This is a genomic window from Natrinema sp. CBA1119, assembly GCF_002572525.1.
Lineage (GTDB): Archaea > Halobacteriota > Halobacteria > Halobacteriales > Natrialbaceae > Natrinema.
Genome location: NZ_PDBS01000001.1, coordinates 1,865,584 through 1,878,554 on the forward strand (window position 1 = coordinate 1,865,584; position 12,971 = coordinate 1,878,554).

15 protein-coding genes are annotated in these 12,971 nt (G+C 64.3%); 8 read left to right on the forward strand and 7 right to left on the reverse strand.

Annotated elements, in window-relative coordinates; genetic code table 11:
• Positions 1-98: 98 nt before the first annotated feature.
• The 5 genes from CP556_RS09165 (at position 99) to CP556_RS09185 (ending at position 5,293) form a co-directional block, all read left to right on the forward strand.
• Positions 99-1,694: a GMC family oxidoreductase gene (locus tag CP556_RS09165; protein WP_098725336.1), complete on the forward strand. Its 1,596-nt coding sequence runs from the start codon at positions 99-101 to the stop codon at positions 1,692-1,694.
• A gap of 102 nt (positions 1,695-1,796) precedes the next feature.
• Entirely contained in the window at positions 1,797-2,462 is a 666-nt protein-coding gene (locus CP556_RS09170; RefSeq protein ID WP_098725337.1) for an AIM24 family protein, read from the forward strand.
• Between the two features lie 80 nt (positions 2,463-2,542).
• A complete protein-coding gene (locus CP556_RS09175; RefSeq protein ID WP_098725338.1) occupies positions 2,543-3,928 on the forward strand; it encodes a sodium:calcium antiporter in 1,386 nt (461 codons plus the stop codon).
• A 132-nt stretch (positions 3,929-4,060) separates the two neighbouring features.
• A complete protein-coding gene (locus CP556_RS09180) occupies positions 4,061-4,801 on the forward strand; it encodes a hypothetical protein (RefSeq protein WP_098725339.1) in 741 nt (246 codons plus the stop codon).
• A 48-nt stretch (positions 4,802-4,849) separates the two neighbouring features.
• A complete protein-coding gene (locus CP556_RS09185; protein ID WP_098725340.1) occupies positions 4,850-5,293 on the forward strand; it encodes a DUF2391 family protein in 444 nt (147 codons plus the stop codon).
• A gap of 22 nt (positions 5,294-5,315) precedes the next feature.
• Here the strand turns inward: CP556_RS09185 and CP556_RS09190 are convergent, their stop codons facing one another.
• The 3 genes from CP556_RS09190 to CP556_RS09200 all read right to left on the reverse strand — a co-directional run bounded on the left by CP556_RS09190 (position 5,316) and on the right by CP556_RS09200 (position 7,082).
• On the reverse strand, positions 5,316-6,182 hold the full coding sequence (locus CP556_RS09190) for a GNAT family N-acetyltransferase (protein WP_098725341.1): 867 nt from the start codon (positions 6,180-6,182) through the stop codon (positions 5,316-5,318).
• Positions 6,183-6,263: 81 nt separating this feature from the next.
• A complete protein-coding gene (locus CP556_RS09195; protein WP_098725342.1) occupies positions 6,264-6,689 on the reverse strand; it encodes a universal stress protein in 426 nt (141 codons plus the stop codon).
• Positions 6,690-6,833: 144 nt separating this feature from the next.
• Positions 6,834-7,082, reverse strand: coding sequence for a hypothetical protein (locus tag CP556_RS09200; protein ID WP_098725343.1), 249 nt, complete (start codon positions 7,080-7,082; stop codon positions 6,834-6,836).
• A gap of 213 nt (positions 7,083-7,295) precedes the next feature.
• On the opposite strand from CP556_RS09200, the gene CP556_RS09205 reads away from it, so the two are divergent.
• Complete coding sequence (locus tag CP556_RS09205) at positions 7,296-7,886, forward strand: Rieske (2Fe-2S) protein (RefSeq protein ID WP_098725344.1); 591 nt, start codon at positions 7,296-7,298, stop codon at positions 7,884-7,886.
• Between the two features lie 115 nt (positions 7,887-8,001).
• Positions 8,002-8,445 (forward strand): response regulator, encoded by a 444-nt coding sequence (locus tag CP556_RS09210; protein WP_098725345.1) that lies wholly within the window; start codon positions 8,002-8,004, stop codon positions 8,443-8,445.
• A gap of 37 nt (positions 8,446-8,482) precedes the next feature.
• On the opposite strand, the gene CP556_RS09215 is transcribed toward CP556_RS09210, so the two are convergent.
• The 3 genes from CP556_RS09215 to CP556_RS09225 all read right to left on the reverse strand — a co-directional run bounded on the left by CP556_RS09215 (position 8,483) and on the right by CP556_RS09225 (position 10,537).
• Entirely contained in the window at positions 8,483-9,364 is an 882-nt protein-coding gene (locus CP556_RS09215; protein WP_098725346.1) for a TIGR01548 family HAD-type hydrolase, read from the reverse strand.
• A 40-nt stretch (positions 9,365-9,404) separates the two neighbouring features.
• Complete coding sequence (locus tag CP556_RS09220) at positions 9,405-10,034, reverse strand: metalloprotease family protein (protein WP_098727341.1); 630 nt, start codon at positions 10,032-10,034, stop codon at positions 9,405-9,407.
• 89 nt (positions 10,035-10,123) lie between these two features.
• Positions 10,124-10,537 carry a UPF0146 family protein gene (locus CP556_RS09225; RefSeq protein WP_255291436.1) on the reverse strand — a complete coding sequence of 138 codons (414 nt, stop codon included), beginning with the start codon at positions 10,535-10,537 and terminating at the stop codon, positions 10,124-10,126.
• 39 nt (positions 10,538-10,576) lie between these two features.
• On the opposite strand from CP556_RS09225, the gene CP556_RS09230 reads away from it, so the two are divergent.
• Complete coding sequence (locus tag CP556_RS09230) at positions 10,577-11,098, forward strand: archaemetzincin family Zn-dependent metalloprotease (RefSeq protein WP_098725348.1); 522 nt, start codon at positions 10,577-10,579, stop codon at positions 11,096-11,098.
• A gap of 56 nt (positions 11,099-11,154) precedes the next feature.
• Here the strand turns inward: CP556_RS09230 and CP556_RS09235 are convergent, their stop codons facing one another.
• The gene (locus CP556_RS09235; RefSeq protein WP_098725349.1) at positions 11,155-12,969 is read right to left on the reverse strand and encodes a ribosome biogenesis/translation initiation ATPase RLI; all 1,815 of its coding nucleotides are present in this window, start codon (positions 12,967-12,969) and stop codon (positions 11,155-11,157) included.
• Between the last annotated feature and the right edge of the window lie 2 nt (positions 12,970-12,971).

The following is a 12,971-nucleotide window of genomic DNA, read 5'->3' on the forward strand; positions in this document are numbered from 1 at the left end:
CATATTCGGAGACCCCGTATATAATTCCAACCGCCCTCTCGGTCATCGTTCTCTCAGTGAAACGTTTATTACAGTCTCGCAATATGGTATGAGGTAACATGTCAGGGAAAGGACGGTCCGCCGATTACGTGATCGTCGGCGCGGGGCCGGCGGGGTGTGTGCTCGCGAACAGGCTGTCGGCCGACGCCGACACCGAGGTACTGCTGCTCGAGGCCGGGACGCCGGACGAGAACCGCGAGATCGGCATTCCGGCGGCGTTCTCGGACCTGTTCCAATCGGGGGTCGACTGGAACTATCACACCGAACCGCAGTCGGAACTCAACGACCGGGAGCTCTACTGGCCCCGCGGGAAGACCCTCGGCGGCTCGAGTTCGATCAACGCGATGATCTACGTGCGCGGCCAGCCCGCGGACTACGATCACTGGGCGGATCTGGGGAACGACGGCTGGGGGTACGAGGATGTCCTCCCCTCTTTCATGCGGGCCGAAGACAATGAGCGCGGCCCTTCGGATTACCACTCGATCAGCGGGCCGCGTCACGTCGCCGACCTCCGGTCGCCGAACGAACTCAGCGAGGCGTTCGTCGATGCCGGACGGGCGGGCGGCCTGGCCCGCAACGAGGACTTCAATGCCGGCGAGCAGGACGGGGTCGGCTTCTACCAGGTCACCCAGGAGGACGGCCGTCGCCACAGTGCCGCCGACGCGTACCTGAAACCGGCGCTGGATCGGCCGAACCTGACCGCGGTGACGGGCGCGCGGGTGACGCGGGTCCGCTTCGACGGGACGACGGCGGTCGGCGTGGAGTACGCTCGAGACGATGCCGACGGGAGTCCCGCGACGGTCGATGCGACCGAGGAAGTCATCCTCTCGGCCGGTGCCGTCAACTCGCCTCACCTGCTCATGCTCTCCGGCGTCGGCCCGGCGGACCACCTCGCGGAACACGGTATTTCCGTCGTCGAAGCGCTTCCCGGCGTCGGCCGAAATCTCCAGGATCACCTGCAGGTCGGTGTCAACTACGAGTGCGAACAATCGATCAGTCTCGCCGACGCGGACTCGATCCGGAACCTCCTCACGTTCTTGGTGCTGAAGCAGGGACCGCTGACCTCGAACATCGCCGAAGCCGGCGGCTTCGCGACCGTCGCCGAGGACGCCGACCGGCCCGATATCCAGTTTCACTTCGCCCCGTCGTACTTCGTCGATCACGGGTTCGACAACCCCGACGGGCACGGCTTCTCTCTGGGCGCGCTCCGGCTCCGTCCCGACAGCCGCGGCCGGATCGCGCTCGAGTCCGCCGACCCCTTCGACGAACCGGCCATCGATCCGCGGTATCTGACCGAGGGCGACGATCTCGAGGTGCTGCTCGAGGGGGTCAAACTGGTCCGGGAGATCCTGCAGGCGGAGCCGTTCGACGAGTATCGCGGGGCGGAGGTCCTCCCCGGCTCCGATGTGCAAAGTGACGAGGAACTGATCGAGCACATCCGCGAGACGGCCGAGACGCTGTACCATCCCGTCGGCACCTGCAAGATGGGCGATGACGACATGGCCGTCGTCGACGACCGGCTCCGGGTCCGCGGGATCGAGGGGCTACGCGTCGTCGACGCCTCGGTGATGCCGACGATCACGAGCGGCAACACGGACGCGCCGACGACGATGATCGCCGAGAAGGCGGCCGATTTCGTTCGGAGCGGTGCCTGAGCGACGCCGAGCAGTCGTTCACGTCGCCCTGAAAGTGGTGTATCAGTAACTATTTCTCCGCTCCCGCCCAAGGGTCAGGAGAGCCGTCTGGCTCGAGATACCATGAACGTCGATGAATTCGTCAGCGCGAACGAACCGAAAGACGGCGGCGAGACCTTCCAGCTCGAGAACGGCAAGCTACTGGACGTCGACCTCGACGGTTCGGTAACTGCCAAGGCCGGATCGATGATCGCGTACGACGGGGACATCTCATTCAAGGGGAAGTCCTCCGCCGAAGGCGGAATCACCGGATTCCTCAAGGAGAAAGCCACGAGCGAGGGAACGCCCGTGATGGAGGCAACCGGTACGGGGCATCTCTATCTGGCGGATCGGGAAAAGAAGATCCAGCTCCTCGAACTCGACGCCGGCCAGTCGATCTCGGTCAACGGGAACGACGTGCTCGCGTTCGAGTCGAGCGTGAACTACGAGATTCGGACCGTCAAGAGCATCGCCGGCTTCTCGGCCGGCGGCATGACCAACGTCTTCCTCGAGGGTCCCGGCAGCGTCGCGATCACGACCCACGGCGAACCGCTGGTCCTGACACCTCCCGTCAGGACCGATCCCAGTGCGACCGTCGCCTGGAGCGGGACCACTCCCAGTAGTCACGTCGACAGCGCCCTCTCGAACATGATCGGGCAGTCCTCGGACGAGACCTACCAGCTCGAGTTCACCGGCTCGGAGGGATTCGTCGTCGTCCAGCCCTACGAGGAACGGACACCACAGCAGTAGCGCCGCAGTAGCAGGCAGTATCGACATCGGATCGCAGTACGTATGCTCTTTCGTTCGGTACCCGTTTCGAGACGAGTTCCATGAGACGACGAGCGCTCGGCGCGATTTCGGCCGCGGTCGCACTGACACTCCCCTGGGTCGCCGTGGTGGTGGCCACCGATCTCCTCCCCTGGCTCGCGACGGTCCTCGGGTTCGAGTATCGAGCGCCGGCTGCGCTCCGAACGCTCTCGACGCTCGCCACGGTGACCGTGACCGGACTCACCGTCCTCGGTTCGGCGTTCCTCCTCGCGTGGGCCGCTGAAACCGCCGAAAAGGACGTGCCACGAGCGTTCGCCATCGCGGTCCTCGCCGTGTTGGCGGTCGCGCCCGAATACGCCGTCGACGCGCTCTACGCGTGGAACGCGGGCGTGTTCGCGGGAACCGAACGAGGAGTCGAGGCCGGCAATCTGGCGGTCGCCAACATGACCGGCGCGAACCGGATCCTCATCGGAATCGGCTGGGCCGGCGTCGCCCTCTTTACGATCTTCCGCCGGGGGTCGTCGGCCGATCCCGCCGTCGAGAACCGTCCCGGCTTCCTCACTGACGTCGTCATCCTCGACCGAGAGATCGGCCTCGAGATCGTATTCCTCCTCATCGCGACGCTCTGGGCGTTCCTCGTCCCGCTCAACGGCGGAATCGACGTCTTCGACATGTTGTTTCTGGTCGGCCTCTACGTCAGCTACATCGCGGTCATCCTCCGCGGCGAGGTCGAACCGGACATGGACCACGTCGGCGTGCCGGCGTACCTTCAGGGCTTCTCGAGACCGGGCCGAATCGCGACCGTCCTCGTGCTCTTCGCCTACTCCGGCGTGATGATCTTTACCGCCGTCGAGCCCTTCGCACACGGGCTCGAGTCCCTCGGTGAGAGCGTCGGTATCCCCTCCTTTTTCATGATCCAGTGGATCGCACCACTGGCCTCCGAAGCGCCGGAGCTCATCGTCGTCGTCTACCTGGTGAACAAGGCGCGCTCGACCGCGGGCTTTAACGCGCTCATCTCGTCGAAGCTCAACCAGTGGACGCTGCTCATCGGGACCCTCGTCGTCGTTCACTCACTCGCGTTGGGTCGCTACGGCGTGCTCGCCTTCGACTTCAAGCAGTCCGCGGAGATCTGGTTGACCGCCGCCCAGTCATTTTTCGCCGTCTCGCTGCTAGTCCGGTTCGAAATCTCGGTCGGAGAAGCGCTCACCCTGCTCGTCTTGTTCCTCTCGCAGGTCCTCCTCGAGTTCATCATCATCAGAGATTACGCGACGCTGCCGGTCTCGAGCACAGAGTTGTTGCTCGTCTACAGCGCGATCTACATCGTCCTCGGGACAGTACTGTTCGTCAGCCGGCGCCGGGCGTTCGGCCGTCTCATCCAGCGGACGGCGGGGACCGTCGGCGACGCGATGCCGATTGGCGGAGATCGACCACAAAGCGTCGACGACTGATACGGACTGCTGTAAGTCAGTTCCGGTGCGACCGCGATACGGCCTGCGGTCGCACCGGTAAATCGTTACAGCAGACCGTATGAATCGGCCGGCCACAGACCTACGTTTGCGGCGGTGGTATCGTCACCGTCGATGCCTTCGATCGGTCCGGTACGATCCGACGCTGTGATCGTTTTCGCGATCGCGATCGCCCTCGCCCTGATTCACCTCTTCGCCGGCCGACTGGGCGTCAGCGGCCGGGTACCCCGAAGCCGATGGCTGTCAATCGCCGGCGGCATCTCGGTCGCGTACGTCTTCGTTCACCTCCTTCCGGACGTCGGGGACGCGGCGGCGACGCTTGCGGAACGCGGGGACCCGACCGCCTTTGCCGAACACCACGGGTATCTGATCGCGCTGCTCGGATTCGTCACCTTTTACGGCCTCGAACAGCTCACTCGGCAGTCGAATACCGATCCGGACGAAATCGTCGAATCGGCCGGAACCGGCGTCTTCTGGATCCACGTCGGATCGTTCGCCGCCTACAACGCGATCATCGGCTATCTCCTGTGGGACCGCGAACTCGGCAGTGTCCTCCTGTTTGCCGTCGCGATGGCGCTGCACTTTCTCGTCACGGACGATAGCCTCCGTGACCACCACGGGCGGACGTACCACCGCCGCGGCCGGTGGATACTGTCGGCGGCGGTGATCGCCGGTGCCGGTGTCGGGTACGCGTTCGAGGCGGTCGAACTCCTCATCGCGGTGTCCGTCCCGTTTCTGGCCGGCGGAATTATACTCAACGTGATCAAGGAGGAACTGCCGTCGGATCGCGAAAGCCGGTTCTGGGCGTTCGCCGGCGGTGCGACGGGCTACGCCGCGTTGCTGTTGCTCGTGTGAGCCCGCCGCAAACGGGACCGTTTTATCGCTCCACCATAATTTCCCGCTATGAAGCTTCGCCGGCCGCGCCGTCCGCAGGACTTCCGGCTCGCGGACTCGGCCCAGCAGGTCGTCGGCGGGTTCTTGCTCGCCGGTCCGTTCGTGGTCACCGAAGAGGTCTGGACGCTCGCGGGGAACATGCACGACCTGCAGGCGCTGGCGATCGTTGCTATCGTCTTCACTATCGGCTACGCGGCGCTGTACAAGGCGGACACGACCAGAGACGCGGACGACGAACAGGAAGTCGCCGGGATCCCGATCCGTTTCATCTCGCTGATGCTGGTCACCTTCGGGTCGGTCACCATCCTCGCGCTCCTGTTCGGCGCTCCCGAGACGTTCCTCAAGCCCGAGACGAACGGCGAGTTCGCCGAGGTCACGTTTAAAGCCGTGGCCGTGGGCTCGGTCTTCAGCGTCATCGGCGCGGCGACGGCCGACAGCATTTTTGCGAAGTAACGGCGCTCGGCTGCCCTCGACGTCAGAGGTGTGAGTCGTCGTACGACTCTTTGGATCGCTCCGCGTGGGAGTTCCCGCAGTCGCGACACTCGAGCCGTTCCATGTTGTCCATCGAGACGTCGAGCGAGCCGCAGTTCGCACAGTAGTAGCCGTACTGTTCCTCGTGGGCCTCGTCCTCGTAGGTGACGTAAAATGACGCCGCAGTGCCAGACTCCTCCTCGTCGCGAGCGATGTACACCGTTTTCCCGTCGTCGCTCGTCGCCGACAGATGACCGTTTTTCGTCCCCGTTTCGGGGAATTCGTCCGCCTCCGCGTCCTCCGCACCCGATTCGTCTTCCGCCTCCTCCTCGTCACCCGATTCATCCGCCCGCGACTCCGTCGGGAGCTCCACGTCGATATCCGAATCCGTGTACACGTACTTTACCAGGGACTCGCCGGCGACCTCGATACGGCGGTCGCCGTCGTGCTCGAGGCCGAACCGTTCGACGAACTGGTGGCCCTCGGTGTTGGCCTCGAGGACGGTCACGCAGACGTGGTCGGCACCGCGGTCGCGGAGGGCCTCGGTCGCGGTCTCGTACAGCTCCGTTCCGATACCCTTGCCTCGGTGCTCGGGGTCGACGAACAGCCAGTTCACTTCGCCCCACTCGTCCTCGAGGCGGCCCTCGACGAAGCCAGCGATGGTCGTGCCGTCGATCCCCTCGCCGGTTTCGACGAGGCGAAGCAGGGTGTCCTCGTCGCCGATCTTCTCGACGATGGCCTCGTCGGCGAACTGACCGTCGGTAATCCCGTCGATCTGCTGTGGACTGAGCCTGAACGAACTCGTCATCGAACTGTCCGCGACCTCGCGAACCCGCTCGGCCTCGTCGGGTTTCGGTTCCCGAATTTCCATACTGGATGAACGGTCCCGTTCCGGATAAGATGGCTGCCGGCGGAAACAAGCGACGCTCCGAGTCTACCCGGCCGTGAGTGGCTACTCCTCACCACCGCCGCCGGTGACGACCACCGGACGATCCGAACTGAGAATGACTCCCTGGGTAGTGCTGCCGAAGATCGCTTTCCCGACCGGCGAGCGCTTTCGGCCGCCGAGAACGATCGAGTCGACGTCGTAGGCCTCGGCTTCCGCGAGAATGTCGTCTTCCGTGTCGCCGCTGTCCTCGAGGATCGTCACCTCGATGCCGGCGTCCTCGAGTGCCTCCTGAGCGCGGCGGACGGAGCCGATCCGCGAGGCCGACTTGAACGTCTCGAACTCCTGTGGGAGGTCGTCGCTGTCCTCAGTGAAGACGAACAGGAGGTAGGCCTCGACCGACTCCGCGGCGTTCGGCAGTGACGTTACGTATTCGGCCTGCGCCAGCGCACGTTCCTCGTTCGTATCGACCGGGATTAACACGCGGTACATGGCCCGACGTTCGGATGGGGTGACAATAAAACCCGCTCTGACTCTCACCGTTTCGGCACACAGCAGTTTCGATACGTGCGAGACTCGAGAACTGATAAATTCGAGGTGAGGTTCAGCCGTGCGCCAGCACGGACACGAGTCCGATCAGTCTTCTTCGGAGTCCGTTTCTTCGGCTTCGCGTTCCGCTGCCTTCTCGTCCCCGTCGGTTCCACCGGTCGATTCCTCGCTCGTGTCGCCTTCGCCTTCGACTTCGATCTCCGCTTCGACTTCGATCGTCAGCCCGTTCGCCTCGAGTTCACCCTCGAACTCCCGTTCGTCGCCGACCTCGATCTCGAGTTCGTTTGAGTCCACTTCGACTTCGACCTCGACGTCGACGGTGACGTTTTCGTCCATACGTGTCGTTCACCCGTCGTCCCTAAAGGAATATCGCGTGTTCTCGAAGGCCGAAATATAGTAGCCACTGCAAGTCACTGCACATCTGATCGCACGACGGCTGTGTGATCAGTGTGTGAATGTTGCAGTTGTTACTATAGACTGCTCGATCGCGATCTCGGGGGCGGCAACTCGGTCCGGAACGCACTTTTAGGCTGGCCGAAAATAGGGCGTATGAGCGATCCTGTCCGCGTAACGCTTGAGGGACGCGACGAATCCACCTCCGTTCGCGTCTACGACGACGAGGGCGACGTCTCGACCGACGACGCGACGTTTCGATTCAGCGTCGACGGGGGAAGCGATGGGGGCTCGAGCGGCGACGAACCCGATGCGACTGATGGAGCCGATGAAACCGACGGGATCGCTCCCGGACGGTCGGCGACGGCGAGCGACGGCCCCCGACGCATCGCTCCGCTCGCGGCCGTTCCGACGAACGGAACGCTTCGGTGTGAGGCTCGGGCCGGGAATCAGGGAACCGAACTGATCCTCCGACGAACGGGCGACGAGGTGTCCGCGTGGCGAAACTCGTGTCCGCACAGGCCGACGGTTCGACTCGATCCCGGACCCGGCGCGATCGTCCGCGACGATCAGCTGGTATGTCACGAACACGGCGCGCGCTTCGAGTGCGGTGACGGCGTCTGTACGGCCGGGCCGTGCCGCGGTGCGACGCTCGACGCCGTCGCCGTGACCGTTCGCGACGAGACCGTCTATCTGACCGACGATCGATTCGATTCGTGTCGCCGACTGGACGAGCCGGTCGCGTGATCGGCCGACCGATCCGTTCGATCGGGAACCATCACTTCCCGATAACCGTGTACAAACGAGCACATTCAGCTTCGAGAACCGTATACTTCTTTTCCGACTCGCTCCAAACAGGTGTATGTCTCCACCGATCGAGGACGCGATCACCATTCTGCTGGTCGAACCCAACCCCGGCGACGCGCGGCTGTTCTCAGAATCGTTCGAGGACGCAAACATCGCAAGCGACATTCACACGGTCACCGACGGCGAAGCGGCGCTCGATTTCGTCCACCAGCGCAACGACCACGCCGAGAGCCCGCGTCCAGACATGATTCTGCTGGACGTGCACCTCCCCGATGTCGACGGCTCCGATATCCTCTCCGAACTCAAGTCCGAACGGGCGCTGCGGTCGATCCCCGTGATCGTGCTGACGAGTTCGGCGTCGGAAGAGGACATCGCCCGTTCGTACGACCTCCACGCGAACGCGTACGTCCAGAAACCGGTCGAACCCGACGAATTCATCGACCTCGGCCGCTCGTTCGAAAATTTCTGGCTGACCTTCGTGCGTCTCCCCGGCGAATAATCCCCCTAGACGGTCGGAACCGCCCCGATCGAGACGGCTACGACTCGAGCAGGTCCGGTAGCGCGTTGATCGACTCGATGACCGCCGCCGCGCCCTCGCGCTCGTACTTCCGCCGTCCCTCCTCGCCGGTCAGCCCGCCGGTCAGCACGCCGATTCCGCGGTACTCCCGGGTCGAATCGGCGTCGCCGGCGTTGACCGCCGTCCGGATATCGTCCAGCGTGTCGCCGACGAAGACGACCGACTCGGCGTCGAATCGATCCGCGAGCGTCGTCAACGCCCGCGGATGGGGCTTCCCCTCCTCCCAGTCGTCCATCGTAAAGCGGTGTTCGACCGGAATCGCGTCGTCGAGCCCGACTCGGTCCAGCGCGATCTCGGCTTCGGCTTCCGGCCGACCGGTCAGGACGCCGACGTCGTCCCCCTCGAGCAGCCGATCTCTCGCCTCGGCGTCGAGCAACACCGGCTCGTCGTGGATGAAGCCCGGCGTTTCACGCTCGAGGTCGGGTTCGCCGTCCTCGAGGCCGCGATAGAGTTCGTCGCCGAGATACAGTTGCTGAAAGACGTCGCGGAGCCGCTCGCGGTCCCAGCGGTTCGTCACGCGCTGGGTCGCCCGCGCGCCGATCGCCTCGCGGACGACGGTTTCGGCCGCCTCGAGGCCGCCGCCCGCCGCGGCGATCCCGTCGGTGTACTCCTCGAGCGAGTCGCGATAGCCCTCCTCGGTCGCGAGGATGTAGAGCGCGGCGGCGTCCGTCAGTTCCCAGTCGTTGTTGAACCCGCCCGCGTCTTTGAACAACTGAATGTCGTCCTTGCGGATCGTCCGGTCGTAGACCGCGTCGACGGATTCGACGATCGCTCGCCGGTAGGAGTCGGCCACGTCGACGAGTACCCCGTCGATATCGAGGACGACGGCATCTGCGTTCATAGCCGTCCGAACGGGCCGACGGGGATAAAAGAGACCGATTTCAGAGCGGGCCGAGCCCCACGACCCACGCCGCCAGGACGAACAGGCCGATCGCGTAGAGTACGTCCGCCCAGAGCCACGAGAGCAGGTTCGCGACGTAGATCACGATGACGATCGGAACACCGAGTAACACCCTCGGCGACCTCCGCCACTCGGCGCGCGACCGAGTCCAGAGAACGTTCGCGTCCCCTCTGCTCGGAAACGCGTGCATCCCGATCGAGAGCCCCAGCCAGCCGAGGACGGTTGCGGCGGCGATCGTCCCGTTCGGGACGGTCCGGAGATCACCGACCGCCGTGACGAGCGCTGTGAGACCCAGGAACGCGGCGAACGCGACCACCGTGTTGACGAGAAACGGCGCGACGCTGACGACGAACGACGCCCGATACCGCTCGGGCGTGACGTGTCGGACATACCCCGGCGGATCATCGAACCGGAAGTACGCGACCTCGAGGACGGGGATTCCGACGAGGTCGCAGGCCTGTTTATGGGCGAACTCGTGGACGACGACGCCCGGGGCCGTAAAGAGCCGGAACAGGAATCGAGCGAGGACGGTGATACCAACGACTACCACCGCCAGCACCGCAACGGCGAGCACGGCTGCGAGCGCGTAGGTGACGTACTCGGCGTTCACGATCGCCGGAATGTACCGCAAGGGGATAATTCATTCGTGCCGGTCCGTTCGGCTGTGCCGTTCCGGCACGACCGTGCCGCCAATCGCAGTCACTCCGAAGCTGACGGCAGCGCTCGAGCGACGTACAGCGTCCCCTCTGCGATCGTCTTCCGTTCGACCGACACTGCGGGCTGGTCACCGCCCAGCGTCGTAAACAGGAAATCGGCGTCGGCGTTGCGGGCCGCCTCGAGCGCCGGCCGGTGGAGTTCCGGCGGCAGGTTTCGCGCGTACACCACGTCTACACTCGCGTAAATCGCGGGGTCGGGATCGACGATATCGTCGCGAACGAACTGTACCCCCTCCGGTACGTCGCGATCGTATATGTCGGTCGCGGTGACCGACACTCCCCGTTCCGCGAGCGCTCGAGCGGAGTCGGTCCGGCGACCGATCCCGATCTCGACGGCGCGCTCGTAGCGCGCGAGGTGATCGTTCATGGTCTCGAGATTCCGGCGAGAGTGGGCCACGGCGGGACGTTTATGCCACCCGCGGCCATAGCACTTGCTATGCTCGTCGATATCGTGCCGGTCGGCAACGTCCCCGCCGAGGTCAAGCGGGCGGCCTCCACCGCGTTGCGATCGGTCTACGACTGCGACGTGTCGGTCAACGACTCGCAGTCGGTCCCCAACGGAGCCTACGACTCCGATCGAAACCAGTACTCCGCCGAGACGTTCATTCAGCTCGCCGAGCGGGTCGGCCGCGGCACCAAAAACATCGCGATCACTCCTCACGACCTCTTCTACCGACGGCGCAACTACGTCTTCGGACTGGCCTACCTCGACGGCAGCGGGAGCGTCGTCTCGACCTACCGGCTGCAGACCTCGAGCGACGGCGGCTTCTCGAACCAGAGCGCCGCCGACATCTTCGAAGACCGCGTCCGCAAAGAGATCGTCCACGAGATCGGCCATACCTACGGCCTCGAGCACTGTGACAACAACCGCTGTGTCATGAACTTCTCGCCGACCGTCCGCGAAGTCGACATCAAAGAGGAGAATCTCTGCGGGAGCTGTCAGCGACTGATTAGCTAATTCCTGCCAGCTATAGTATTGACGCGGTACCGACTGCCGAATTCCGAGCCGCCGGCCTACGGCGCGTAGTAGTACTCGCCCTCGCTTTTCTGCTGACTATCCAGCTGCGAGTCGGGCTTGTTGATCCGCGGCCGCGAGGTGCGCTCGTCCCGGCGGAAGGTCACCTCGAGGTTCGCGAGGAACTCGTTCATGCCGTCGCGCATCGGTTGTGGCTGGCCGGCACGACCGTGAACCGCGGGCTCGCCGTCGAAAACCATCAGTCGATCCGCGAGCAGATCCATCATGTAGATGTCGTGGTCGATAACCATCACGGTGGCGTCTTGCTGTTCGGCGTAGCGCCGAATCGCCTTGGAGGCCTGCACTCGCTGTTCGACGTCGAGGTGGGCCGAGGGTTCGTCGAGCAAGTAGAGGTCGGCCGAGTCCGACAGGCAGGCCGCGATGGCCACCCGCTGGCGTTCGCCGCCGGAGAGATCCGACAGGTTCTGCTCCATGATCCGCTCTAACTGGAGCGGCTGGGCGATCTCGGTGTTCCAGTACGAGGAACCGAACTGGTCCGTGATCGACGAGAGGAACGCGTCGACCCGCATGTGCTGGTCGATCGTGACGTACTGGGGCTTGTAGGAGATATCGAGATCGAGGTCGGTATCGCCGCCGTCGGGCGTGAGGTTCCCGGTGAGCAATTTCGCGAACGTCGACTTCCCGATCCCGTTCGGACCGACGACTCCCAGCACTTCGTTCTCGCGAATCCCGCCGCCCTCGACCTCGAGGGAGAACTCGCCCTCGCCGTAGCTCTTGGTGAGGTCGGGGTACTCCACGAGCGGGTCGCCGTAGGTTTCGGTTCGGGGCGCGTGCTCCTCGAACTCGATGGGATCTGGCCGGATCCGCATGTTCTCGTTGTCGAGGTAGCCCGAGAGGTACTCGTTGATCCCGTTGCGGACCGATTTCGGCGAGGTGATGACGCCGTACGCACCCGGCTCACCGTAGGCGACGTGGAGCGTGTCCGCGAGCAAGTCGAGAATCGCGAGGTCGTGTTCGACGACGAGTACCGACTTCCCCGCTTCCTCGGCGAGTTCACGGATCAGCCGCGCCGCAGTCACGCGCTGGCCGATATCCAGATACGGCGTGACCTCGTCGAGGAAGTAAAAGTCCGTATCGCGGGCGAGCGTGGCCGCGATGGCGACCCGCTGGAGCTCCCCGCCCGAGAGGTCGTCGATCGACTGCTCCATGACCGGCCCGATCTCGAGCCGTTCGACCAGTTCGTCAAGCGCATCGCGCTCGTCGGTTCGCTCGAGCAGCTGTCGGGTGTTCCCGTCGAAACTGTTCGGGATCTGATCGACGTACTGGGGCTTTCTCGCGATCGTGATGTCGCCGTCGCGCACGTCCGCGATGTAGTCCTGCAGTTCGGTTCCGCGATAGGCCTCGAGCACCTCGTCCCAGCCCGGTTCCTCCTCGTGGCGGCCGAGGTTCGGCTCGAGTTCGCCGGCCAGAATGCGGACGGCGGTCGTCTTTCCGATCCCGTTGGGACCGAGGATCCCGGTGACCTGGCCCTCCTGTGGCGCGGGGAGGCCGTACAGCGAGAAGGCGTTCTCGCCGTAGCGGTGGACGGGCTCGTCCTGGAGTTCCTGCGGGAGGTTGATAATCTCGATCGCGTCGAAGGGACACTTCTCGACGCAGATGCCACAGGTCTCGCCCAGACAGATCTCCTCGGAGATGTGGATCTGTTCGGGCTGGCCCTCGGCAGCCTCCTCGCCGCGGAGGGTGATACACTCCTTCCCGGTTCGATTCGGCGGGCAGTAGTTCTTGCACTCGTAGCTGCACCGATCGGGCTGACACCGGTCTAAGTCTACGACGGCGATGCTGTCGTCCGCCATGG